At 66.7% G+C, this 22,852-nt stretch carries 22 protein-coding genes; 8 read left to right on the top strand and 14 right to left on the bottom strand.

The window, feature by feature from the left end; all coding sequences use genetic code 11:
* Positions 1-144: 144 nt before the first annotated feature.
* The gene (locus tag AC3WVS_RS03440) at positions 145-1,506 is read left to right on the top strand and encodes an esterase-like activity of phytase family protein (RefSeq protein ID WP_492317389.1); all 1,362 of its coding nucleotides are present in this window, start codon (positions 145-147) and stop codon (positions 1,504-1,506) included.
* A 69-nt stretch (positions 1,507-1,575) separates the two neighbouring features.
* Here AC3WVS_RS03440 and AC3WVS_RS03435 read toward each other — a convergent pair whose 3' ends face one another.
* Positions 1,576-3,117, bottom strand: coding sequence for a methyl-accepting chemotaxis protein (locus tag AC3WVS_RS03435; RefSeq protein WP_492317388.1), 1,542 nt, complete (start codon positions 3,115-3,117; stop codon positions 1,576-1,578).
* 279 nt (positions 3,118-3,396) lie between these two features.
* Between AC3WVS_RS03435 and AC3WVS_RS03430 the strand changes: the two genes are divergently transcribed.
* Entirely contained in the window at positions 3,397-3,825 is a 429-nt protein-coding gene (locus tag AC3WVS_RS03430; RefSeq protein WP_492317387.1) for a phasin family protein, read from the top strand.
* Between the two features lie 12 nt (positions 3,826-3,837).
* Here the strand turns inward: AC3WVS_RS03430 and AC3WVS_RS03425 are convergent, their stop codons facing one another.
* The gene (locus AC3WVS_RS03425) at positions 3,838-4,143 is read right to left on the bottom strand and encodes a DUF1272 domain-containing protein (protein WP_492317386.1); all 306 of its coding nucleotides are present in this window, start codon (positions 4,141-4,143) and stop codon (positions 3,838-3,840) included.
* Between the two features lie 167 nt (positions 4,144-4,310).
* Here AC3WVS_RS03425 and AC3WVS_RS03420 point away from each other — a divergent pair, with 167 nt between their 5' ends.
* From AC3WVS_RS03420 to AC3WVS_RS03400, 5 genes are all read left to right on the top strand, one after another.
* Positions 4,311-4,514 carry an STAS domain-containing protein gene (locus tag AC3WVS_RS03420; protein ID WP_492317385.1) on the top strand — a complete coding sequence of 68 codons (204 nt, stop codon included), beginning with the start codon at positions 4,311-4,313 and terminating at the stop codon, positions 4,512-4,514.
* 255 nt (positions 4,515-4,769) lie between these two features.
* Entirely contained in the window at positions 4,770-5,378 is a 609-nt protein-coding gene (locus AC3WVS_RS03415) for a C39 family peptidase (RefSeq protein ID WP_492317384.1), read from the top strand.
* Positions 5,375-6,286 carry a hypothetical protein gene (locus AC3WVS_RS03410; protein WP_492317383.1) on the top strand — a complete coding sequence of 304 codons (912 nt, stop codon included), beginning with the start codon at positions 5,375-5,377 and terminating at the stop codon, positions 6,284-6,286. The genes AC3WVS_RS03415 and AC3WVS_RS03410 overlap by 4 nt, the downstream gene beginning before the upstream one ends.
* A gap of 32 nt (positions 6,287-6,318) precedes the next feature.
* Positions 6,319-6,753 carry a hypothetical protein gene (locus AC3WVS_RS03405; protein ID WP_492317382.1) on the top strand — a complete coding sequence of 145 codons (435 nt, stop codon included), beginning with the start codon at positions 6,319-6,321 and terminating at the stop codon, positions 6,751-6,753.
* A gap of 48 nt (positions 6,754-6,801) precedes the next feature.
* Positions 6,802-7,116, top strand: coding sequence for a hypothetical protein (locus AC3WVS_RS03400; RefSeq protein WP_492317381.1), 315 nt, complete (start codon positions 6,802-6,804; stop codon positions 7,114-7,116).
* A gap of 402 nt (positions 7,117-7,518) precedes the next feature.
* Here the strand turns inward: AC3WVS_RS03400 and AC3WVS_RS03395 are convergent, their stop codons facing one another.
* Positions 7,519-8,448, bottom strand: a complete 930-nt coding sequence (locus AC3WVS_RS03395) for a LysR family transcriptional regulator (protein WP_492317380.1) — start codon at positions 8,446-8,448, stop codon at positions 7,519-7,521.
* 178 nt (positions 8,449-8,626) lie between these two features.
* Here AC3WVS_RS03395 and AC3WVS_RS03390 point away from each other — a divergent pair, with 178 nt between their 5' ends.
* A complete protein-coding gene (locus tag AC3WVS_RS03390) occupies positions 8,627-9,601 on the top strand; it encodes a tripartite tricarboxylate transporter substrate-binding protein (RefSeq protein ID WP_492317379.1) in 975 nt (324 codons plus the stop codon).
* Positions 9,602-9,609: 8 nt separating this feature from the next.
* Here AC3WVS_RS03390 and AC3WVS_RS03385 read toward each other — a convergent pair whose 3' ends face one another.
* The 11 genes from AC3WVS_RS03385 to phnA form a co-directional block, all read right to left on the bottom strand.
* The gene (locus tag AC3WVS_RS03385; protein ID WP_492317378.1) at positions 9,610-9,897 is read right to left on the bottom strand and encodes a XapX domain-containing protein; all 288 of its coding nucleotides are present in this window, start codon (positions 9,895-9,897) and stop codon (positions 9,610-9,612) included.
* A gap of 39 nt (positions 9,898-9,936) precedes the next feature.
* Positions 9,937-11,397, bottom strand: a complete 1,461-nt coding sequence (locus AC3WVS_RS03380) for an aldehyde dehydrogenase family protein (protein ID WP_492317377.1) — start codon at positions 11,395-11,397, stop codon at positions 9,937-9,939.
* A 159-nt stretch (positions 11,398-11,556) separates the two neighbouring features.
* Positions 11,557-13,182 carry an MFS transporter gene (locus AC3WVS_RS03375; protein ID WP_492317376.1) on the bottom strand — a complete coding sequence of 542 codons (1,626 nt, stop codon included), beginning with the start codon at positions 13,180-13,182 and terminating at the stop codon, positions 11,557-11,559.
* The gene (locus tag AC3WVS_RS03370) at positions 13,179-13,628 is read right to left on the bottom strand and encodes a DoxX family protein (protein WP_492317375.1); all 450 of its coding nucleotides are present in this window, start codon (positions 13,626-13,628) and stop codon (positions 13,179-13,181) included. Before AC3WVS_RS03370 ends, AC3WVS_RS03375 begins: the two co-directional genes overlap by 4 nt.
* A gap of 34 nt (positions 13,629-13,662) precedes the next feature.
* Positions 13,663-15,603: an amidohydrolase gene (locus AC3WVS_RS03365; protein ID WP_492317374.1), complete on the bottom strand. Its 1,941-nt coding sequence runs from the start codon at positions 15,601-15,603 to the stop codon at positions 13,663-13,665.
* Between the two features lie 5 nt (positions 15,604-15,608).
* Positions 15,609-16,430, bottom strand: coding sequence for an alpha/beta fold hydrolase (locus AC3WVS_RS03360; protein WP_492317373.1), 822 nt, complete (start codon positions 16,428-16,430; stop codon positions 15,609-15,611).
* A 62-nt stretch (positions 16,431-16,492) separates the two neighbouring features.
* The gene (locus tag AC3WVS_RS03355) at positions 16,493-17,179 is read right to left on the bottom strand and encodes a hydrolase (protein WP_010812814.1); all 687 of its coding nucleotides are present in this window, start codon (positions 17,177-17,179) and stop codon (positions 16,493-16,495) included.
* Between the two features lie 341 nt (positions 17,180-17,520).
* Positions 17,521-18,864: an NADP-specific glutamate dehydrogenase gene (gene gdhA / locus AC3WVS_RS03350; protein ID WP_492317372.1), complete on the bottom strand. Its 1,344-nt coding sequence runs from the start codon at positions 18,862-18,864 to the stop codon at positions 17,521-17,523.
* Positions 18,865-19,154: 290 nt separating this feature from the next.
* Complete coding sequence (locus AC3WVS_RS03345) at positions 19,155-19,910, bottom strand: DeoR/GlpR family DNA-binding transcription regulator (RefSeq protein ID WP_018308927.1); 756 nt, start codon at positions 19,908-19,910, stop codon at positions 19,155-19,157.
* A 168-nt stretch (positions 19,911-20,078) separates the two neighbouring features.
* Entirely contained in the window at positions 20,079-21,515 is a 1,437-nt protein-coding gene (gene phnY / locus AC3WVS_RS03340) for a phosphonoacetaldehyde dehydrogenase (protein ID WP_492317371.1), read from the bottom strand.
* A gap of 42 nt (positions 21,516-21,557) precedes the next feature.
* Entirely contained in the window at positions 21,558-22,820 is a 1,263-nt protein-coding gene (phnA, locus tag AC3WVS_RS03335; protein ID WP_492317370.1) for a phosphonoacetate hydrolase, read from the bottom strand.
* Positions 22,821-22,852 lie beyond the last annotated feature (32 nt).

The raw sequence follows: 22,852 nt of genomic DNA, 5'->3' as shown, positions 1-22,852 counted from the left end.
CGCAGATTGCACCGGCACGGTGCCCATATGGCACCTACGCTGCAGTGCAACATGCCGGGCCATGCGTCCCACGGATCACAGTTCTGTCAAACTTGGCGCCGACAATGCAGGGTTTTGTCATCTTGAACGCCAAGGAAAACCACAATGTCTCGTCATTTGCTGCTGGCCCCGGCGGCCATCGCACTGGGCTGCCTGGGCGCGGCGCAGGCGTGGGCGCAGGCCCCTGCCGCCTACCCCGCCACGCTGGCCGGCCACGCAGTGCTGCCGGCCCAGACCCTGCTTGCCGTGCCGAAGGATGCGCCCGCTGACCTGCAGGTCAGCGGCAAGTTCACCACCGCGCAGCGCGTGGACACGCCGGGCACGGTCGAAGGCAAGTCCAATGGCCGCCCCACCGGCGTGTCGCTGCCGTTCCGCGGCCAGCCGGCACAGGGGCATTCCGGCATCAAGCGCATGGCCGACGGCAGCTTCTGGGTGCTGACCGACAACGGCGCCGGCGCCAAGGCCAACTCGCCGGACTTCATGCTGTACCTGAACCGCTACAAGGTGGACTTCGGCAGCGGCCGCCTGCAGCGCCTGAAGACCATCTTCCTGCACGACCCCGACAAGAAGGTGCCGTTCCGCATCGTCCACGAGGGCACCAGGCAGCGCTACCTGACGGGGTCGGATTTCGATACGGAGAGCTTCCAGTTCGCCGATGGCGCGATCTGGATCGGCGACGAGTTCGGCCCGTTCCTGATCAAGGCTGACATGGACGGCAAGGTGCTGGCCGTGTTCGACACCAAGGTCGACGGCAAGGTGGTGCGCTCGCCCGACCATCCCGCCGTCACCGCGCCCGGCGCGCCGGACGGCAGCGTGAAGTTCCAGGTGCGGCGCTCCAAGGGCTTCGAGGGCATGGCGTCCTCGCCCGATGGCAGCAAGCTGTACGCGCTGCTGGAAGGCGCGCTGTGGGACGAGGCCGCCAAGGGCTACGAGAACGATGGCGGCAAGCCCTACCTGCGCGTGCTGGAGTTTGATGTCAGGCAGCAGGCCTGGACCGGCCGCCACTGGAAGTACGTACTGGAAGGCGCCAGCCACGCCATCGGCGACTTCAACATGATCGACGCCACCACCGGCCTTATCATCGAGCGCGACAACGGCGAAGGCACGCCGGACAAGGCCTGTCCGGCCGGGCAGAAGCGCCCGGACTGCTTTGACGACGTGGCGAAGTTCAAGCGCGTGTACAAGGTCGAGCTGAGCGATGCCAACGCCGGCGGGCCGCTGCGCAAGATCAGCTATATCGACCTGCTGCGCATTGCCGACCCGGCCAAGCTTGCGCGCAAGCCGTTGACCGATGGCGTGCTGGCGTTCCCGTTCTTCACCATCGAGAACGTCGACGTGGTCGACGCCACGCATATCGTGGTGGGCAACGACAACAACCTGCCCTTCAGCAGCAGCCGCGAGCCGAACCAGGCGGACGACAACGAGCTGGTGTTGCTGGAGGTGGGGGAGTTTCTGAAGGCGCGGTGAGCGTCCGCTGCGATGGAGATGCTCCCCTCTCCCGCTTGCGGGAGAAGGGAGCAAGCAAACAGCCTACGCTTACGCCGCCAGCCTGAACGTCGACACCGCCTCCTTCAGCCGCTGCGCCTGCTCCTCCAGCGAGCCTGCTGCAGCGGCGGCCTCTTCCACCAGCGCGGCATTCTGCTGCGTCACGGTATCCATCTGCGTCACCGCCTGGTTGACCTGCTCGATCCCGGCGCTCTGCTCGGCCGAGGCCGCGCTGATCTCGCCCATGATGTCGGTCACGCGCTTGACCGCGGCAACGATCTCCACCATGGTCTGGCCGGCCTGCGTCACCTGCATCGAACCCTTCTCGACGCGATCGACCGAATCGCCGATCAGCGCCTTGATCTCCTTGGCGGCGGAAGCGCTGCGCTGCGCCAGCGTGCGCACCTCGCCCGCGACCACGGCGAAACCGCGGCCCTGCTCGCCGGCGCGCGCGGCTTCCACCGCGGCATTGAGCGCCAGGATATTGGTCTGGAAAGCGATGCCTTCAATCACGGCGATGATGTCGACCACCTTCCTCGACGCGCCGTTGATCTCCTCCATGGTCTCGGCAACCTTGCCCGCCGCGTCGCCGCCCTTCTCGGCGATGTCCGATGCATTGACCGCCAGCGTGCTGGCCTGGCGCGCGTTGTCGGCGTTCTGGCGCACGATGCTGGTCAGCTCTTCCATGCTGGCCGCGGTCTGCTGCAGCGACGAGGCCTGTTCTTCCGTGCGCTGCGACAGGTCGGTGTTGCCGGCCGCGATCTGGCTGGTGCCGGACACGATCGACTCGGTGCCCGCGCGCACCTGGCGCACGATGCGCAGGATATTGGCGTTCATGTCCGCCAGTGCCTGCAGCAGCTGTCCGGTTTCATCGCGGCTGTCGACATCGATGCGGCTGGTCAGGTCGCCCGACGCCACGGTGCGCGCCACCGCCACGGCGCGATGCAGCGGCCGCGTGATGCCCGCCGTCAGCCATACCGAGAACGCGATGCCGATCGCCAGCACCACCACGCCCAGCCCGATCAGGCTGTTGCGCGCGTTGACGTAGATGCCGTTGATCTCGCGCGCGGTGGCGTCGATGCTGGCGCGCTGGATGTCGAGCAGCTTCTGGATCTCGCCCAGATAGGCGTCGCCGGCCGGGACGAACTCTTTCTCCAGCACCTGGTTGGCCTCTTCGGTCAGCCCCTCTTGCTTGAGTTTGGTGATCTTGTCGCGGCCGTTGTTGTACGGGTCACGCACGCTCAGGATCTTCTGGAATGCGGCCTTTTCCTCGGCCGAGCTGAGCATGGGCTGGAGCTTGTCGCGCAAGGCGGCGATGCCTTCGATCGACGCCTTGGTCTCGGCCGCGAAGAACGCGCCGAGCGACGGGTCGGCACTGCGCGCCACCGCCGTGGTGCGGCGCACGCTGGTGTGCATGAGGCGGTACCAGTCGCTGACCAGCCGCTCCTTGGTCAGCGGCTGCTGCATCATCGCGTGCGTGCGCTCAGCCACCTGTTGCAGGCGCATCATGCCGAATACCGTCATGAGCGCAGAAAGCAGCAATACCACCCCAAAGCCGATGCCGAGGCGGACCCCGATGCCTAGATTCTTCATGTCTTCTACCTGATTAGCACTGGTTACGGCGAAGTGCCGGTCCGCGCCTGGGACGGCGCGGCGTTCTTCGCTCTCATCGTCCGCGGACGCGCCCGGTCGGGCCGACGCACTTGCGGGCTATGGATGCCAACGGCATGGGGTCCGGAAACTTTAGGGTCTTCCTCGATTGACGGCCAGAAGTGTGCGGATACCGGCTATAGTGGACAGGAACCCGGCCGAAGGGCACGCTCCATCCCCGCCGCCGGCCACCCTGCCAGTCCTTCCAGAAGGAGACCCAGCATGGCCACGCCTCCCAATCCCTTTGCAGACTTCACCAAGATGATGGAACAGTTCCGCCTGCCGGGCGTGGACATGAGCGCGGTAATGGAAGCGCGCCGCAAGGACATCGAGGCCCTGACCGAGGCCAACAAGCTGGCCTATGAGGGTATCCAGGCCCTGGTGCAGAAGCAGCAGGAGATCTTCGCCCAGACCATGCAGCAGCTGCAGGCGGCCGCTCAGCAGTACAGCACTGCAGGCAATCCTGCCGAGGCCATGACCAAGCACAGCGAATTCGTGCAGCAGCAGCTGCACCAGGCATTGGAGAACATGCGCGCGCTGGCCGAAACCGCGCAGAAGGCGCAGGCCGAAGCGCTGGCCGTGATCAGCAAGCGCGCCGAGCAGAATGTGAAGGAGGCTGGCGAGTTGCTCAAGCCGAAATCCAAGGGCTAGCCCAGGCCACCGCTAGCGCTGCTCGGGCGGGACCGGGGCGATCGCTCCGGCAAAGCGGGCATGCACCTCGAGGTCGACCGGCCGGTGCTTCACCCTGGTACTGGCCGGGTTGTTGCCGAGGTAGTTACCGTTCTTCCAGTCGCGTACCGGGCGCACCGGCCGCGGCACGAAGCCACCCCCGCAGTTCGGGCAGACGTTGCTGAGCCTATCCACGCAGTCTGCACAGAAGGTGCATTCGTACGAGCAGATGCGGGCTTCGGTCGATGCGGGTGGCAGGGGCTTGTTGCAATGCTCGCAGCCCGGTCTGAGTTCCAGCATATCGCTTGCTTCCTGTGTGGGTGAACGATTGGGGATCGACGCTATCGTAGCCGCATTTCCGGTGGCGAGGCTCGCCCGTTCCCGCGCGGCATCGCAGCCGGCCCCGGCCTGATGCCCGGCGCCGCCGAATTGCTGCGCTACCACCGCAAGGATTATCAGCCGGGCCTGTGGCAAGGCCACTTGGCTTCTACGAACTGGCCCACTACCCCGAGGCCCGGCCCTTGCCGGGGCTGCTGATCTACCGCTTCGAATCGCCGCTGACGTCCTTCAACGCCGATTTCCTGCGCCAGCGCATCCTGGCGCTGACCACGCGGCACGAGGTGCGCTGGGTCGTGACCGATGGCCCTTCCGCCGCAGGCTCAGCACCATAACGCCAGCCCCCACCAGCGCGATGCCCAGCCATTCGCGCGGGGCAGGCCGCTTGCGCAGCGTGCTGATCGCGAAAATTCCCCGCGTCCCGCAGACATCTCTCTGCCCCAAACGGCCAGAACTGCATGGCCTTGCAGAATCGGCCGTCTCCGCAAGCCCGCTGGCGTGGCTAACCTGCGGCATATCGGAAGTAATGAGAACTATTTTCATCTCAGCGCTGCTCCGGACTTCGCAGAACTTGTTCCAGACGCCCCGACATGAAACGCAAGGCCATTTCCTTTCTCGCTCTGACACTAGCCCAGGTTTGCGAAGCGACCGCGGTAGGCACGCCCTCAGTGCGCTCATGGACGGCACTGCGCGATACCGGCGTGATCAAGCAGAAATTCGACTACTCCTGCGGCGCCGCTTCGCTGGCGACCTTGCTGCACCACTACTACGGCGATCCGGTAGACGAAGCCGCGGTCCTGCAGCAGATCGCCGCGACGGGCCCTGCCACCTTCAGCGCGCTGTCCGCGGCGGCGGCCCACTTCGGCTATGAGGCGCGCGGCTATTCGCTGTCGCTGGACGCGCTGCGGCAGCTCGCGCTCCCTGCGATCGTCTTTCTCTACGCAGGCAACGACAACCATTTCTCTGTCTTGCGCAGCATCGACGCGCATTCGGTGGAGCTTGCCGACCCGTCGTACGGCAACCGCATCTACGCCATCCCCGATTTCCTGCGCCTGTGGACCACCCGGCCCAGCCGCGACTATCCCGGCCGTGCGCTGGTGGTGCTGCCGCGCAAGGCGGGGCAGGCCGGCAATGCGGCGTTCATGCGGCCAATTCCCGCGAAATTCGGCGGGCTGCCGTTGAGGCCCATCCAGCCATGAAGTGGCGCCTGCGCAGAATGGTCGCGGTGACCGCCACCGCCTTCGCCCCGTGTTCCGCGTCGGCGCAGATCGTGCCGACGCTGGAGGACTTGCTGACGGCACAGAACCGCTGGCGCGCAAACCTGGGGCTTTCGTACTTCAACCATGAAGCCAATGGCACCGCGGCTAGTGGGCCGATCTATATCCAGGTCGGGCAGAACATCATCCCGGTAGCGACGGGTGTCATCCCAAAAACGCGGAATGTGGATTCGCTGGTCGCTTATGCCGGGCTACGCTATGGCTACTCGGCCGACACGGAACTCTCGTTCTCCGGTACCGGTTCGCATACCAGCGAGCGCACCTTGTTCGAGGGCGTCGGCAACCGCTCGAACACGAACACCAACTTCTCCAGCCTGTCGCTGGCCATCAGCCATCGCTTCCTTAAGGAACGAGGCAGTCCTGGGCTGGTGGCCTATCTGGAAACCGGTGCCGTGGAACACACCGGCGATGCCACCACCTACTTCAGCAGCTTCACCGCCGGCGGCACGCTCTATCGCACCATCGATCCTGTCGTGCTCAGCCTGAACGCTGCCTATCGGCTGAACCTGCCGCGCCATGATGGCGCCTCGCCCACACCGGGCAACGTGCTGTTGCTGACGCCACAGGTCGGCTTTGCCGTCAACGAGACCGTGACGCTCTATGGCGGCATCAAGTGGCAATTGCAGCAGGCCGAAGACGACCCGCAGGGCTTGCCCTCGCAACGCAACACGCAAACCGCATTGGTCTTCGGGCTGGGTTACCGGGCCAGCGACCGGACCACCATTTCACTGAGCGGCAACGCCAATATCAGCGGCCGCGGCGGTGCACAGGTAACGCTCAGCACAGTAGTGAAGCTGGGCGCCATGCCCGAAAGGGAACGTTTTCAGTGAGTGTTGACCTTTGACTTCAAGGAGAGCTACCGATGCAAGTCGTACCAAGAGCTTCTGCCGCCATTGTCCTGGCGTGCCTGTGCTGCGGCGCGTGGGCCAAGGCGCCCGTGACATTCAGCGATATCGAGCGGATGGATAGCACACCAGGACTGCATATCAGCCAGTTGTCGAGCATGGAGATGGATACTATCGAAGGATCTCTTGCTCCAATAGTGGTCGCTGCAGGAGTGGCGGGGGCAGCCGTTGCCAGTGGCGCAGGATATCTTATGGCCGCGGACAACCCCAACGCCAGAGATTTCGCCTGGTACACCGGCTTGGGCTTTACCGGCGGGACATTGGCAGCCATTGCCGCAACGATGCCGCCTGTTGCAGGCAGCATCACTACGTTAGGAGGGGCCCTGTTGCCCTTGCTCCCGCCACCGCCGCGGGACTTCAACCCGGACGACTGCGCCGTCCGCGCGTGCTGACACCTTGATCCGACAGCCCGGGGATCGCCATCGCCGGGCAAGGTGAATATGACTATGGAATTAGGCGTCAGCAATTTCGACAAAGTAAAAGGCTTGTACAACTCGGTGGTCTTCTTCATGCTCGTACCGAGATACCTGCTGTTTCCGCAGCTATTTAAGGAGCGGTACCTGACGGTTGCGATACATCTTCTGTGCTGCTTTGTAGGGAATTTGTTTGTCCTTACCTTCTATTTCCCGGGATCCCGGATTCCACCCTTCTATGAAGCGATGTTCAATCCGGTGATGAGCTTCTGGATGGCAGTGGTCTTGTGCATCATCGAACAAGCGTATCCGGGTTACTACAAGGACCTTGATCGCCGTTAATTTCGCGAGTCCCGCCATGCCGGATATACAACTCAGTACTTCTGACATTACCAAAATCTTTTACTTGGGCATCGTATTCGTTGCACTTGTTCCCCGGTATTTTCTGTGTCCACTTATCCGGCGGCGTCGCTATCAGGCGCTCATCGGCGCGATGTTTGGCATCTTCCTCGCAAACTTCGCAATTCTGGCGTTGCTGCTACACGGCAAGCTGGGGCTGGCCTATTTTCAAACGTTCGGCGCACTGTTGGTGAGCATATGGGTGTCGTTACTCCAGTGCCAGATCGACAGGACGAACGCCGGAAAGCCCGCCCCCCGCCAGGGCCAAAGCAAAGGCCATGCGAACGGGCGTTGTTCACGAAACGGAGAAGACGGGCAAGTCCCGCTGACTTTGCCGCGCCCCCCTCACCGCACCCACCCCCTCTCCATCAACGGCACATCCCACGGCGGCTCGCCCTGCAGCCTTTCCGCCAGGTAGTCCACCAGCACCCGCACCTTCAGCGCCTGCCGCTGCGTGGCCGGATACACGGCGGCGAACTCGAACGATGACAGCGCATAGTCGTGCAGCACCGGGACCAGCCGGCCGGCCAGCAGGTCTTCGCTGGCGACCAGCGTGGGCAGGCAAACCACGGCGGCACCGCTGACCGCATAGTCGCGCAGCAGGTGGACGGAGTTGGTGCGCATGCGCGGGGCCAGGTCGATCTCGACCGATTCGGCATCGCGCGAGAAGGTCCACTTGTTGCGGGTCGGGTAGGCGGAGTACAGCGCCACCTTGCTGCAGATCAGGTCCGCCGGCCGCTCCGGCTTGCCCCAGCGCTCGATGAACGCCGGGGCCACGCAGAAGATGCGGCGCAGCGTGAACAGGCGCCGCGCGATCAGCGAATCGTTCTGGGGCGCGAAGATCTGGAAGGCCACGTCGAAGCCTTCCTCGATCGGGTCGATGACGCGGTCGTTGACGACGACGTCCAGTTCGATATCCGGATACTGCTGGCTGAAGCCGGCCAGGATATCGGCGAAGTGGCCAATGGCGAAGCCGGGCAGCACCTGGATGCGCAGGCGCCCCGCCGGGGTGGCGCGCAGGTCGCGCATCTGGTCGGTCAGGTCGGCCAGGTTGGCGACCACGTCGGCGCATTGACGGTAGTAGGTCTCGCCCACTTCCGACAGGCGCACGTGCCGCGTGCTGCGATGGAACAGCGGCGCGTTGATGTACTTCTCGAGCTGCTGCACGCGATGGCTGACGACGGAATTGGTCACGCCGAGCTGGCGCGCGGCCTCGGCAAAGCTTAACGTGTCCGCGACCCTGACAAAGGCTTCGATACTGAGAAAACGGTCCATGGCAAACCCGTGCGAAGAGGATCATGACCCACCGCAGTGCTACCATCTGGCCCTCGCCGGGCCAGCAAGGCCGACAACGTACCGCGGTTGCTTGCACAACGGTGGGGCGCGGCGACATCCTGGCCGCGATCAGAAGGCAGTTCGACGGCAATCATAGCGAACGAGGGGCAGATCCGTCATGCAGATCCGTGCATTGCATCGCCGTCGCCTGGTGCTGGGCGGCGCCGCAGCCATGCTGCTGGCCGGCCGCGCCGGCGCACAAGCGCGCAGCAACGGCCCGCTGATGCTGGTCGTGCCGTTTGCGCCAGGCGGCGTGGTCGACAAGACCGCGCGTGCAGTCCATGTTGGCCTCGGACGGCGGCTCGGCCAGACCGTGGTGATCGAGAACCACGACGGCGCCGGCGGCACCATCGGCACGGGCATCGTGGCGCGCAGCAAGGCCAACGGCCACACCATCGGCCTGGTCTATGACTCGTATGCGACCGAGCCGCTGGCCTACCCGAACCTGCCTTACCGCGCCGGGCGTGATCTGACCGGCGTGTCGTATATGGTGCGCGCGCCAATGGCGCTGGTGGTGCCGGCAGCGTCGCCGTGGCGCACGCTGCAGGACTATGTGCGGGCATGCCGACAATGGCGCGAGGTGTCTTATGCCTCCGTGGGTATCGGCAGCTCCAACCACCTGACCGCCGAATGGTTCCACCAGGCCGCCGGCACCCATGGCCTGCACGTGCCGTTCCGCGGCGGCGCCCCGGCACTGAAAGACCTGCTGGGCGGCCATGTCGATTCGATGTTCGCCAGCCTGCCGCTGGTGCTGGCGCAACTGCAGGCCGGCAAGCTGCGGGCGCTCGCGGTCAGCTCTTCTGCGCGCAATGCGCATCTGCCGACGGTGCCCACGCTGGCCGACACCTGGCCAGGCCTGGTCACCTATTCCTGGGTCGGCATGATCGCGCCGGCCGGCACGCCGGCCGCGCAGCTCGACCGCCTGGCCGCCGCAGTCAGCCAGACGCTGCGCGAAGCGGCCGTCACGCAGTACCTGTACGACAATGGCTTTGAAGTCGTGGCCAGCGGACGCGAGGCGATGAATGCACTGGTCGCTTCCGAAGCGGCGCGCTGGGCGGAACTGGCGCGGCAACGCACGCTGGCGCTGAGCTAGCGCGATGCCTAGTGCGCCTGCGGCTCGTCCCGTGCTGCTTCCGCAGCCGGGCGAGCCGCCGTCGGCGCCGACGGTGCGCCGGTGATCTTCGGCACGCACTCGCCACGGAACCAGGCCACCGTGACCGGCTCGCCCGCCAGCAGGCGCTTGACGGGCGGCACCACTTGCTCGCCGATCAGCATGCCCAGCAAGCCGATCAGCGCCACCACCGGCGGCGCCGGCGAGCGCACCTGCAGCAGTGCATAGATGATGCCGACCAGGATGCCGGCGGCCAGTGATACCAGATAGAGCTTCATTTCGTTCTCCCTGAAATGATTGGTGGTGCCGCGCTGGCTTCAGCGCGCAAAGTGCGGCGCAATGCCGGCATCCACGTTGATCCATACCGAGCGCGACTCGGTGTAGCCGTGCATCGCCTCGAACCCCATGTCGCGCCCGTAGCCGGATTCACCCACGCCGCCGAAGGGGCTGCCCGGATGGACGCGCTTGTAGCAGTTGACCCAGCACATGCCACCGCGGATATCGCGCGCGAGGCGGTGCGCGCGGGCCAGGTCGCGCGTCCATAGCCCGTTGCCCAGCCCGTATTGCGTGGCGTTGGCGATGGCCAGCGCCTGCTCGTCGCTGGCAAAGCGCAGCACCGTGACGACCGGGCCGAAGACCTCTTCCTGGGCGATGCGGTCCTGCGGGCGCGCAGCGACCACGGTGGGCTCGACATAGAAGCCCTGGCGCAGGCGAGGGTCGGCAGGGGCCTTGCCTCCGGCCAGCACGGTGCCAGTCTGGGCCTGTGCCATCTCCACAGACTCGAGCACGCGGTCGCGGTGAGCGGCCGAGGTCAGCGGCCCCATCTCGGTGGCAGAATCGGCCGGATCGCCCACGCGGATCGATTGCGCCAGGGCCACGAAGCGCTCGAGGAAGGCATCGGCGATGTCCTCATGCAGCAGCAGGCGCGAGCCGGCGATGCAGGCCTGGCCCTGGTTGTGGAAGCTGGCCCAGGCCGCGCCCGCCACGGCGGCATCCAGGTCGGCATCGGCAAAGACGATATTGGCGCCCTTGCCGCCCAACTCTAGCTGGATGCGCTTGAGGTTGGCGCGCGAGGCCTCGACGATGCGCCGGCCGGTGGCAGTGGACCCCGTGAAGGCGATCTTGTCCACGTCGGGATGATTGGCCAGCCGCTGCCCGGCCACGTTGCCGAAGCCGGGCACGACGTTGATCACGCCCGGCGGGAAACCGACGTCAGCCGCCAGCGCCGCCACGCGCAGCGCGGACAGCGGCGTCAGCTCTGACGGCTTGAGCACCACCGTATTGCCCGCCGCCAGTGCCGGCCCCAGCTTCCAGCCGGTGAACATCAGCGGGAAGTTCCACGGCACGATCTGCCCCACCACGCCGACCGGGGCCCGTTGCACATAGTTGAGAAAACCGGGTTCGACCGGCACCACGGTGCCTTCGATCTTGTCGGCCATGCCCGCGAAGTAACGGAAGCACGCCGCGGTGCGCGGTACGTCGAGGCCGCGCGCATCGCGGATGGGGTGGCCGGTGTCGGCGCTTTCGAGCTCGGCCAGACCCGTGTCGGCCTCGATGGCGTCGGCCAGCCGTGCCAGCAGCCTGCCGCGTTCGCCGGCGGCGAGGCGCGACCATGCGGGAAAGGCGCGCCGCGCCGCGGCCACGGCGCGGTCGATATCGAGCTGCGCGCCCGCGGCCACGCGCGTGATCAGGCTTCCGTCGTGCGGATTGACGACGTCGACGGTGTCCCCGTCAAGGGCGTCGACGAAGCGGCCGTCGATAAACAGCTGGTTGTGCATGGGGGTCCTTGGGGACGGGGAACGCGTAGGTGGCAGGGTGGCGGCATTGCCTGAAGGGCGGTGTCGGCGCGCCACGCCTGCCCTCACCCCTGCCCCGCTCCCGCAAGCGGGAGAGGGGAGTTCCGCAGCGGCAGATCGGAAGGCCGTCGCTAGGCTTGCTTATTCCAGTGGCCGCCCCGCTGCCAGCAGGTGCCGCACCCGCGGCGGCCCTTCGCCGGTGTGGAAGCGCGCGACCTCGCGCTGCAGGTCTGCGTCCGCGTGCGGCACGCGCTCGTGCTGGCGCAGGTGCTCGGCCCAGGATTCGACCAGGAACCACTCGGTGTAGGCCTCGGCATCGGCCGGGTCCTCCATCACGCCCCAGTTGAAGGCGCCGTCGCGCAGCCGTTCCTCGGACAGCTTGTGGATGGCTTGCAGGAAGCCTTGGCGGTCGGCCGCGCGCACGCGGTATTCGATCAGGATCATCACCGGGCCGCGGTCGTGCGCCACCTCCTCGGCGGCTTCGGGCGCAGGCCAGTGCCGTGCCGGGCCCAGGTCTTCCTCGCCACGCGGCAGCTTGACGCGGTGCATGACGAAGGCGGCCACGCACAGCGCGGCCGCGGCGATCATCAGCGCCGCCGGCGTGCCCAGCCCCTGCGCGACAAAGCCCCACACCAGGCTGCCCACCGCCATGGCGCCGTTGAACACCATCTGGTAGACCGCCAGCGCGCGGCCGCGCACCCAGTTGGGCAGGATCGCCTGGGCCGTGCCGGCCAGCGTGGTCAGCGCCAGGATCCATGCGGCGCCAAGCAGCAGCAGCGCCAGCATGGCGACCCATGCCGGCGGCGCCACCGACAGCACCGCCATCACCGCCGCGGTAGCCAGCGCCGCGGCCAGCATCAGCTGGTCCAGGTCCAGCCGCTTCTGCAGGCGCGGCATCACCAGCGCGCCCAGGATTGCACCCACGCCGACCGCGCCAAGCAGCATGCCGTACAGCGATGCGCCGCCGTGCAGCATCTGGCGCGCCACCAGCGGCAACAAGGCCCAGATGCTGCTGCCCAGCGCAAAGTAGCAGGCCGCGCGCAGCAGCACCACATGGAGCTTGCTGTGCGCCCTGGCAAAACGCACGCCGGCGCGGAAAGCACCGAAGAAATGCTCGCGCAGCGGGTCTTCGGCGCGTGCCGGGCGCTTCCACCACAGCAGCGCGGCAATCACGAACAGATAGCTGGCCACGTCCGCGCCATAGGTTGCCGCCGCGCCGAACGCGGCCAGCAACAGGCCGCCCGCGGCCGGTCCGATGGCGCGCGCGATATTGACGCCCAGCGAATTCAGCGCCACCGCCGGCTTCAGTTCACCGGCCGGCACCAGCTCCGGCACGATCGACTGCCAGGTCGGCCCCATCATCGCGGTGCCGATGCCGCCCAGGAATGCCAGGCCGATCAGCAGTTCGATGGTCAGCCCGTCCTGCCATGCCAGCAGCATCAGCGAACCGCTGACCATTGCCAGCCCCACCTGGATCACGATCAGGAAACGGCGCCGGTCGAGGATGTCAGACAGCACGCCGGCGGGAATCGCCAGCAGGAACACCGGCAGCGTGCCGGCCGCCTGGATCATGGCGACAGCGGCGGGCGAGCCCGACAGGTCAGTCGCCAGCCAGGCGCTAGCCACATCGCGCATGAAGCTGCCGATATTGCCCAGCACCGTCGCCGCCCACAGCACGGCGAAGGTGCCATGCGCCAGCGGCGCGAAGCTGCCGCCGGCCGGGGCGGCGGCACCGGGGACGGGCGCGGGCTTGGCGGCCGGGCTCATGCCTGGCCCCTGGCCGCGCGGCGTTGCCGCAAGTCTTCCCAGGCCACCAGGCAAAGGCCGCCGGCAAGCGCGATATGCTCGAAGAAGGCGTTGGCCTGCCCGAAGCGCGCATCCGGCGGCGCCTGCCAGAAGCGGTTGGCGACAAAGGTCGCCAGCACGGTGAAGACGGCCAGCGCCAGCGCGCCCAGCCACCGCAGCCGCCCGCTCAGCATCAGTGCGCCCGCGCCCAGTTCCAGCACGATCACGGCTGCCGCCAGCGGCACGGCCGGCGCCAGGCCGAAGTGTTGCATCTCGGCGATGGCGGCACCAAAGTCGGCCGCCTTGACCAGTCCACCCTGCAGGTAGGGCGCGGACAGTGCCAGCAGCGCCAGCCAGCGCAGCCAGGCCGAAGGCGCGCCGGGCTGGGTCGCCGCGCCCGCCGTGGGGAGGATGGGATGGGCAGTCATGATCGGGCCTCCTGGTATCGGCAATGCAGCGGCATCAGAACGCCCAGCATGAGCAACCCAGCGCGCCCCAGAACGTACTCTCGTCCGAGGTGGGCACGCCGGCCGTCCAGGCCCTGGCATGCGCATGGCCGTGCACGCCGCACGAACTGGCACAGCCGCAGGCGGTGTTCAGGGCCAGCTTTTGGGCTTGCGGGCGCGGCTGGTAACCGCCCGCGTGCCGCACCGGCGACCAGTCCGGCATGGCCGGCGGGATGGCGGGCGACAGCTTGCCGAAGTCGCCGTCACCATAGACCACTTCGCCGCCGAGGATGGTCAGCACCGAGGTGATGTCCTGGATCTCGTCGCCCGGCACGCTGAAATAGTCCGCGGACAGCACCGCCAGGTCGGCCAGCTGGCCCGCCTTGACCTGGCCCTTCTTGCCGGTTTCGGAAGAGAACCAGGTATTGGCCTCGGTCCACAGCCGCAGCGCGGTCTCGCGGTCGAGCAGGTTGGCCTGCGGGTACATCGACATGCCGCCCACGGTCTTGCCGGTGGTCAGCCAGTACAGCGACACCCACGGGTTGTAAGAGGCCACGCGCGTGGCATCGGTGCCGGCGCCGACCTTGACGCCCTTCTCGAGCATCTTCTTGATCGGCGGCGTGGCTTCGGCGGCCTTGGCACCGTAGCGCTCGACAAAGTACTCGCCCTGGTAGGCCATGCGGTGCTGCACGGCGATGCCGCCGCCAAGCGCGGCGATGCGGTCGATGTTGCGGTCGGAGATGGTCTCGGCGTGATCGAAGAACCAGTTCAGGCCGTTGAACGGGATGTCCTTGGCGACCTTTTCATAGACGTCGAGCGCGCGCGTGATGGTCTGGTCATAGGTCGCATGCAGGCGCCACGGCCAGCGCTTCTCGGCCAGCAGGCGGATCACCGGCTCCAGGTCGGCTTCCATCGACGGCGCCATCTCGGGGCGCTCGACGCGGAAGTCCTCGAAATCGGCAGCGGTGTAGACCAGCATCTCGCCGGCGCCGTTGTGGCGGTAGAGGTCGTCGCCCTGGCCTGGCTTGACGGTCGACGTCCAGGTCTTGAAGTCGCTCAGCTCTTCCTTGGGCTTCTGCGTGAACAGGTTGTAGGCGAGGCGCACCGTGAGCTGCCCTGCCTTGTGCAGCTCCTCGATGATGTTGTAGTCCTCGGGATAGTTCTGGTAGCCGCCGCCGGCGTCGATCACGCCAGTCACACCGAGCCGGTTCACCTCGCGCATGAAATGGCGTGTCGAGTTCTTCTGGTACTCGGGCGGCAGCTTCGGCCCCTTGGCCAGCGTGGCGTAGAGGATCGTCGCGTTGGGCCTGGCCAGTAGCAGGCCGGTGGGATTGCCGCGTGCATCGCGCACGATCTCGCCGCCCGGAGGGTTCGGCGTGTCCTTGGTGTAGCCAACGGCACGCAGTGCGGCGCCGTTCAGGATGGCGCGGTCGTACAGGTGCAGGATGAAGACCGGGGTGTCGGGCGCCACGGCATTCAGTTCCTCGATGGTCGGCAGCCGCTTCTCGGCGAACTGGTGCTCGGTGAAGCCGCCCACTACCCGCACCCATTGCGGCGCCGGCGTGCGCGCGACCTGTTCCTTCAGCATGCGCATGGCGTCGGCGAGCGAGCGCACGCCGTCCCAGCGCAGTTCCATGTTGTAGTTCAGGCCGCCGCGGATGATATGCATATGGCTGTCGATCAGCCCGGGAATGGCCCGCCGGCCATTCAGGTCGACCACCTTGGTCTGCGCGCCGGCCAGCCTCATGATGTCCTGGCGCGTGCCGACGGCGACGAAGCGTCCGTCGCGGATCGCAACGGCATCCGCCTGCGGCCTGGACTTGTCGAGCGTGGCGAACTTGCCGTTGACGAGGATGAGGCTGGGTTGGCTGCCAGGCGACATGGCGAAGGTCTCCGAGAGAGGCGCCGCGCCGAGCGCGGCGGCCGAGGCGATAAATTGCCGGCGGGTGACTGACATCGGGCTCAGGCCTTCAGGAAGGCCAGCAGGTCGGCGTTGACCTGGTCGGCATTGACCACGCACATGCCGTGCGAAGCGCCCGGATACACCTTGAGGGTCGCGCCCTTGACCAGTTCCACCGACCGCTTCGCCGAAGCGTCGATGGGCACGATCTGGTCGTCATCGCCATGCAGGATCAGCGTGGGCACGTCGAACTTCTTCAGGTCCTCGGTGTAGTCCACTTCCGAGAATTCCCTGATGCAGGCGTACTGGCCCACGATGCCGCCGGCCATGCCCTGCGCCCAGAAGGCATCGATGGTGCCTTGCGAGACCTTGGCGCCCGGCCGGTTGAAGCCAAAGAACGGCGTCGCCAGGTCCTGGTAGAACTGCGAGCGATTGTCGGCAACGCCCTTGCGGATGCCGTCGAACACATCGATCGGCAGCCCGCCGGGGTTGGCCGCGGTCTTGAGCATGATCGGCGGCACCGCGCCGATCAGCACCGCCTTGGCGACACGGGCGGTGCCATGGCGGCCGATGTAGTGCGCCACCTCGCCGCCACCGGTGGAATGCCCCACCAGCGTGGCATCGCGCAGGTCCAGCGCGTCCAGCAGCGCGGCCAGGTCGTCGGCATAGGTATCCATGTCGTTGCCCTGCGCCGGCTGGTCCGATCGCCCGTGGCCGCGGCGGTCATGGGCGATCACCCGGAACCCCTGCTGCACCAGGAACAGCATCTGCGCGTCCCACGCGTCGGCATTGAGGGGCCAGCCGTGGGAGAAGACCACGGGCTGGCCACTGCCCCAGTCCTTGTAGAAGATCTGTGTGCCGTCCTGCGTCGTAATGATGCTCATGATGGGGCTCCTGGATGCAATGAAGGGGGATCGGGTGAGCTTGCGGCGGGTTCGGTGCCGGCTCAGCGGGCAGGCACGGCGGCCAGCGCCTCATGCGGCGTGGCGGTGCGCTGCGCGGCCTTGTGGACCATGGTGTACGCGTAATCCACTCCCATACCGTAGGCGCCCGAGTGCTCCTTGACCAGTTTCATCACCGCGTCATACGTGTCGCGGTGGGCCCAGTCGCGCTGCCATTCCAGCAGCACCTGCTGCCAGGTGACCGGCACCACGCCGGCCTGGACCATGCGCTGCATGGCGTAGTCGTGGGCTTCCTTCGAGGTGCCGCCGGAGGCATCGGCCACCATGTAAATCTCATAGTCGCCTTCGGCCATGGCGCAAAGGGCAAAGCTGTTGTTGCAGACTTCGGTCCACAGGCCGGACACCACCACCTTCTTGCGGCCGTTGGCCTTGAGGGCGTCACGCACCTTCTGGTCGTCCCAGGAATTCATCGAGGTGCGTTCCAGCAGCTTGTGGTCCGGGAACACATCCAGCAGTTCCGGGTAGGTGAAGCCCGAGAACGACTCCGTTTCCACCGTGGTGATGGTGGTCGGGATATTGAAGATCTTCGCCGCCTTGGCCAGGCCGACGGTGTTGTTCTTCAAGGCCTGGCGGTCCATCGACTGCACCCCGAAGGCCATCTGCGGCTGGTGGTCGATAAAGATCAGCTGGCTGTTTTGCGGGGTCAGGACTTCGAGCTTGGGGTTCGTCATGATGATCTCCGGTCAGGGGGCGCCTGGATAGGCTAAGAGGTTAGTGGCCGCTACCGCTGCATTCGTTCACCAGTAGCATTCGTCTGGTGTGCGTGCATAGTAGGCAAGGCGCCGTGCACTGACTACGGAGCAAAGTCCGAGGACAGTGTTCGCGATTTGCGAATAATCGGAAGATGCAGTCGGGCGGCGGGCCGTGGCGGGAAATGGCGGGCGTGAGGGCGCTGCCCAGCGCTGCGGGGTGGGTACTACTGCCTGGGGGGAATCGGGGGGAGATGCGCCAGACGGGTGCGTGCGTGCACCCGCCCGGCAACGGCCGGCATTGCGCCGGCCGGAACTTCAGGTCAGATCACGCCTTGCGCCAGCATGGCGTCGGCCACCTTGACGAAGCCGGCGATGTTCGCGCCTTCCACGTAGTTGATATAGCCATCCGCCTTCTGCCCGTGGTGGATGCAGTTCTGGTGGATGTCCTTCATGATCGCGTGCAGCTTCTCGTCGACCTCGGCATGGTGCCAGGACAGGCGCATGGCGTTCTGCGACATTTCCAGTCCGGACGTGGCAACGCCGCCGGCATTGCTGGCCTTGCCCGGGGCGTAGAGGATCTTCGCATCGACAAAGCGGTCCACGGCTTCCAGCGTCGACGGCATGTTGGCGCCTTCGGCCACGCAGATCACGCCATTGCCGAGCAGGGTCTCCGCGTCGTTGCCGTCCAGCTCGTTCTGGGTGGCGCACGGCAGCGCCACGTCGGCGGGCACGTGCCACGGGGTGCGGCCGGCTTCGAAGGTCATGCCGTGGCGGGCGGCAAAGTCAGACAGGCGGCCGCGCTCTTCATTCTTGAAGGCCATCACTTCGGCCAGCTGCTCGGTGGTCATGCCCTGCGGGTAATGCAGCACGCCGCCGGAATCGGACAGCGTCAGCACCGTGGCGCCCAGCTCGATCGCCTTCTCGGCCGCGTACTGGGCCACGTTGCCCGAGCCCGAGATCAGCACGCGCAGGCCGTCGAAAGCGCGCCCGCGACGGTGCAGCATCTCCTGCGCGAAGTAGACCGTGCCGTAGCCGGTCGCTTCCGGGCGCATCAGGCTGCCGCCGTAGGCCAGGCCCTTGCCGGTAAAGACGCAGGCGGACTGGTTCGACAGCTTCTTCATCATGCCGGCCATAAAGCCGACTTCGCGCGCACCCACGCCGATGTCGCCGGCCGGGATGTCGGTATCCGGGCCCAGGTGGCGGTACAGCTCGGTCACCAGCGCCTGGCAGAAGCGCATCACTTCGCCATCGGACTTGCCCTTGGGATCAAAGTCCGAGCCGCCCTTGCCGCCGCCCATGGGCAGCGTGGTCAGCGCGTTCTTGAAGGTCTGCTCGAAGCCCAGGAACTTCAGCACCGACAGGTTCACGGTCGGGTGAAAGCGCATGCCGCCCTTGAACGGGCCGATCGCCGAGCTGTGCTGCACGCGGAAGGCGCGGTTGACCTGCACGCGGTTCTGGTCGTCGGTCCAGGCCACGCGGAACTGGATCACGCGCTCGGGCTCCACCAGCCGCTCGAGCAGGGCCTGGTCGGCGTAGCGCGGATTGCGCTCGACAAAGGGCCAGAGCGTCATCATCACTTCCTTCACGGCCTGGAGGAATTCAGGTTGATTGGGGTCGCGGCGGGCAACCCCCGCCAGGAATGCGTCAAGGGAGGGAGAATTCACGGATGTCTCTTGCTGTGCTGGAGTGGCTGGATCCGGCAGCCTTGCCGGCTTGGTGCCGGTCTGTGGTGCCGTCGGGCGTTGCGCCGATGGAAGGTGGGTGGCCTCCGGTTGTCCGCACAGTCACGGCGGGCCGTGCCTGTCGGACAACGCAGCACTTTAGCACCAGCGTGGGGCACATGACAGTCAAAACACCTGTGACAGCGGCGTGAAAGCCGCATTTTAGTGCATGCGGCGGGATTTCCGTGCGATCAGCGGACAGCGTTGTGTCCAGCGAGTGGGTTCCCCGGCCTTCAGGCGATGAGCAGCCTGGCGCCCCGCTCCTTGAGCGCCGCGGCCAGTTCCGGCTCCGGCGCCATGTCCGTGATCAGCCAGGCGGCCTGCTCGCCATGCTTGATGTTGACCCCGGTATTGCGGCCGAACTTGGTGTGGTCGGCGACCACGCAGGCCACGTCGGCGGCCAGCAGCATGCGGCTGCGCAGCTCCGCCGCGGCGCGGGAGAAGTCGCAGATCTCGCCGCGCGGCGTGACGCCGCCGATGCCGACAAAGGCAAAGTCGGTGTGGTAGCGCGACAGCTGTTCAATGGTGTCCCAGCCGTGCGTGGCGTCTTCGTTGTCCTGCAGCTCCCCGCCCAGCACGATCACCCGGTTGCCGTTGCGCCGGCCCAGCAGCTGGGCAATGGCAAGGTCGTTGGTGTAGACCAGCAGGTTGTGGTGGCCATGCAGCGCCTGCGCCACCGCGTGGGTAGTGGTGCCGTAATCCAGGATCAGCGAGGCGCCGTCGCGCACCAGCTCCGCCGCGCGCACGCCGATGGCGCGCTTGCCTTCCGCATTGACTGCGGCGCGGGTCTGGGTATCTGGCTCGGTGCGGTCCGAGGCCAGCGCGCCGCCGTGGGTCAGCACCAGCAGGCCACGCGCGGCCAGCGCGTTCAGGTCGCGCCGGATGGTCTCGCGCGAGACGTCGAGCTCGGTCACCAGTTCGCTGATGGCCAGCGCGCCGGTGGCGGACAGCTGGTCGAGGATGTATTTCTGCCGTTGTTCGGCGAGCACGGTGACTCCGGGAGCGTCAGGTATTGGGGGCTGATTCTAGCGCAGCGGCTGCTGTGGTTTGCCAAGGACCATGGGCCCGCCCCCGACCGACAGCGCGCCCCCTCTCCCGCAAGCGGGAGAGGGAGCCAACCAGCGGCAAGCTCAAGCTCCCCAAGTACTTCAGCACCCTCACGCCCAGGGCAGCGTGACCGTCTTCAGGTTGGTGAAACTCTTGGCCGCCTCCTGCACCCCCTCCTTGTACCCCAGCCCCGAGTCCTTGATGCCGCCGAACGGCGTCAGCTCGATGCGGTAGCCCGGCACTTCCCACAGGTTGACCGTGCCCACATGCAGCGAATTGGCGATCCTGGTGAAATCCTCGATGCGGTTGGTGCAGACCCCGGACGACAGCCCGAACGCGGTGCCATTGGAAATCCGGATGGCATCGTCCACGTCGCGGAAGGTGATGATGGGCGAAACCGGCCCGAAGGTTTCTTCGCGCACCACGGTCATCGACGGGTCCACGCGGTCCAGCACCGTCGGCGAATAGCTGGCGCCGTTGCGCTGGTTGCCTACCAGCAGCCGCGCACCCTGCGCCACTGCCTCATTGACGCGGGCCTCGAACAGCTGCGCGGCCTGCTCGTCGATCACGGTGCCCATGTCCACGCCGCGGTCCATCGGGTCGCCGTATTTCCACGCGCGGGTCTTCTCCACCACCAGTTCGGTAAAGCGCGCGGCCACGGCTTCATGCACCAGCATGCGCTTGACCGCGGTGCAGCGCTGGCCGGAGTTCTTGTACGAGCCCTGCACCGCCAGGTCCGAGGCGCGGTCCAGGTCGGCGTCGTCCAGCACGATCAGCGGGTCGTTGCCGCCCAGCTCCAGCACCACGCGCTTGTAGCCGGCCTTGCTGGCAATGTACTTGCCGATCGCCACGCCGCCGGTAAAGGTCACCAGGTCCACGGCGGGGTGCGTGATCAGCTCGTCGGCGATCTCGCGCGGGTCGCCGGTGATCACCTGCAGCATCTGCGGCGGCAGGCCGGCTTCATACAGCAGGTCGGCCAGGTAGAACGCCGACAACGGCACCTTTTCCGACGGCTTGAGCACCATGCGGTTGTTGGTGGCGATCGACGGCGCCACCTTGTGCGCCACCTGGTTCATCGGGTGGTTGAACGGCGTGATGGCGCAGATCACGCCCAGCAGCGGCTCGCGCTGGGTCATCACGCGGCGCTTCTTGCCGTGGGGGGTCAGGTCGCACGAGAACAGCTGGCCATCGTCGCGCAGCGCCTCGGTGGCGGCAAAGCCAAGCACGTCGGCGACGCGGCCGATCTCATACAGCGAATCCTTCTTGGACAGGCCGGATTCCAGCGTGATCAGGTCCGATGCCTCCTCAGTGCGTTCGCGCAGCAGCGCGGCGGCGCGGTTCAGGATGGCGGCGCGCTCATAGCGCGTCAGCGTGGAGCGGTAGGCCTGGCCAACTTCGAAGGCACGGCGCACATCGTCAAGCGTGGCCTTGGGCACGGTGCCGACCAGCGTGCCGTCATACGGGTTGCACACTTCGATCACGCGCTCGCGCACGATCTTCTGGCCGTCGATGCGCAGGGCCTCGGCGCGGAAATGGGGGGCGTTCATAAGTCTCCTCCGGTCAACACGGTTCGGTACGGCTCGATGCACTCAGTGCAGATGGTTCAGCGCGACATCGAAGATGTCGAAGTTGCGCAGCTGGGCCTTGCCGGGGATACCGGCCGTGGCGCGATTGAATACCAGCGGCACGGTCTGCTCCGACACGCCGCCGTGCGAGCGCAGCGGCGCGTCCAGCCCGGACAGGTCGTGGCGGCTGTGGCTGGTGCCCAGCACCACATGCTTGTCGCTGGTCACCACCAGGTCGCCGACGCGGTCGGGCGGCAGTTCGAAGCGCGCGCAGGCCTCGGCGTTGGTCAGCACGCTTTCCACGCCCTGCAGGTCGGACAGCCGGGCCTGGATCGCGGCCGGGTCCGCATCGTCGGGCAGATAGATGGTGGCGTAGGACCCGAGCGCACCGTGGTGGACCACGTAGGGGTCGGTGATCGGCAGGATCACGCGCGCGCCACCGTCTTCCACGCCGCGGCCCAGCCATGCGTCCAGGTGGTCCTGCAGGTAGATCACGTTGGGCGCCTTGGTGGCGTCGTCGTGCTTGGCGTTCATGCCGTGGTCGGCGGTCAGCGCGACCACACAGCCCAGTTCGTCCAGCCGCGCCAGGTACTTGTCCATCATGGCGTAGAAGGCGTTGGCGCCGTCCGAGCCGGGTGCGAACTTGTGCTGGATATAGTCGGTGGTGGACAGGTACATCAGGTCCGGGCGGCGCGTTTCCATCAGGCGCACGCCGGCGGCGAAGACAAACTCAGACAGCTCCGCGCTGTACACGTCGGGAACCGGCATGCCGACCAGCTCGACCACGCCGTCGATGCCGTTCTCTTCCACCGTGGCCTGGTCGGCCTTCTCCGACGAGAAGCAGATGCCCTGCATGCCATGGCCCAGCAAGCGGCGCAGCTTGTCCTTGGCGGTCACCACGGCGACGCTGGCGCCGGCATCGGCAAACGCGGCCAGGATGGTGCCGGCGCGCAGGTACTTGGGGTCGTTCATCATCACTTCCTCGCCGCGCCCGCCGTTGGCGCTGCGGTCAAAGAAGTAGTTGCCGCAGATGCCGTGCACCGCCGGCGGCGCGCCGCAGACGATGGACAGGTTGTTGGGGTTGGTGAAGGTGGGCACCACGCAGGCGCCGCGGAAGGCAGAGCCGGCTTCCAGCAGCCGCTTCAGGTAGGGCGCGCGGCCGCTGGCGGCGGCGGCTTCCAGGTAGTCGAACTCGCAGCCGTCGACGCAGACCACCACGACAGGCTGCTGCATCCAGCGGTAGGTGCGCTGGTTGACGGTAAGGGTGCGGGTATTGGTGTCGGGCATGGTGGGTTCCTGTGCGTAGGCGCGATCGGGGT

The sequence above is a fragment of the Cupriavidus sp. CPT47-8839-RL05A genome (assembly GCF_058792255.1).
Note: the sequence above shows the minus strand (reverse complement) of the source record. Positions and strands in the feature narration are given on the sequence as shown.

Excerpts from the sequence above, each read along its gene's own strand:
- AC3WVS_RS03440 (WP_492317389.1), top strand. The coding sequence starts at position 145 with ATGTCTCGTCATTTGCTGCTGGCCCCGGCGGCCATCGCACTGGGCTGC.
- AC3WVS_RS03435 (WP_492317388.1), bottom strand. The coding sequence starts at position 3,117 with ATGAAGAATCTAGGCATCGGGGTCCGCCTCGGCATCGGCTTTGGGGTG.
- AC3WVS_RS03430 (WP_492317387.1), top strand. The coding sequence starts at position 3,397 with ATGGCCACGCCTCCCAATCCCTTTGCAGACTTCACCAAGATGATGGAA.
- AC3WVS_RS03425 (WP_492317386.1), bottom strand. The coding sequence starts at position 4,143 with ATGCTGGAACTCAGACCGGGCTGCGAGCATTGCAACAAGCCCCTGCCA.
- AC3WVS_RS03415 (WP_492317384.1), top strand. The coding sequence starts at position 4,770 with ATGAAACGCAAGGCCATTTCCTTTCTCGCTCTGACACTAGCCCAGGTT.
- AC3WVS_RS03410 (WP_492317383.1), top strand. The coding sequence starts at position 5,375 with ATGAAGTGGCGCCTGCGCAGAATGGTCGCGGTGACCGCCACCGCCTTC.
- AC3WVS_RS03405 (WP_492317382.1), top strand. The coding sequence starts at position 6,319 with ATGCAAGTCGTACCAAGAGCTTCTGCCGCCATTGTCCTGGCGTGCCTG.
- AC3WVS_RS03400 (WP_492317381.1), top strand. The coding sequence starts at position 6,802 with ATGACTATGGAATTAGGCGTCAGCAATTTCGACAAAGTAAAAGGCTTG.
- AC3WVS_RS03395 (WP_492317380.1), bottom strand. The coding sequence starts at position 8,448 with ATGGACCGTTTTCTCAGTATCGAAGCCTTTGTCAGGGTCGCGGACACG.
- AC3WVS_RS03390 (WP_492317379.1), top strand. The coding sequence starts at position 8,627 with ATGCAGATCCGTGCATTGCATCGCCGTCGCCTGGTGCTGGGCGGCGCC.
- AC3WVS_RS03385 (WP_492317378.1), bottom strand. The coding sequence starts at position 9,897 with ATGAAGCTCTATCTGGTATCACTGGCCGCCGGCATCCTGGTCGGCATC.
- AC3WVS_RS03380 (WP_492317377.1), bottom strand. The coding sequence starts at position 11,397 with ATGCACAACCAGCTGTTTATCGACGGCCGCTTCGTCGACGCCCTTGAC.
- AC3WVS_RS03375 (WP_492317376.1), bottom strand. The coding sequence starts at position 13,182 with ATGAGCCCGGCCGCCAAGCCCGCGCCCGTCCCCGGTGCCGCCGCCCCG.
- AC3WVS_RS03370 (WP_492317375.1), bottom strand. The coding sequence starts at position 13,628 with ATGACTGCCCATCCCATCCTCCCCACGGCGGGCGCGGCGACCCAGCCC.
- AC3WVS_RS03365 (WP_492317374.1), bottom strand. The coding sequence starts at position 15,603 with ATGTCAGTCACCCGCCGGCAATTTATCGCCTCGGCCGCCGCGCTCGGC.
- AC3WVS_RS03360 (WP_492317373.1), bottom strand. The coding sequence starts at position 16,430 with ATGAGCATCATTACGACGCAGGACGGCACACAGATCTTCTACAAGGAC.
- AC3WVS_RS03355 (WP_010812814.1), bottom strand. The coding sequence starts at position 17,179 with ATGACGAACCCCAAGCTCGAAGTCCTGACCCCGCAAAACAGCCAGCTG.
- phnY (WP_492317371.1), bottom strand. The coding sequence starts at position 21,515 with ATGAACGCCCCCCATTTCCGCGCCGAGGCCCTGCGCATCGACGGCCAG.
- phnA (WP_492317370.1), bottom strand. The coding sequence starts at position 22,820 with ATGCCCGACACCAATACCCGCACCCTTACCGTCAACCAGCGCACCTAC.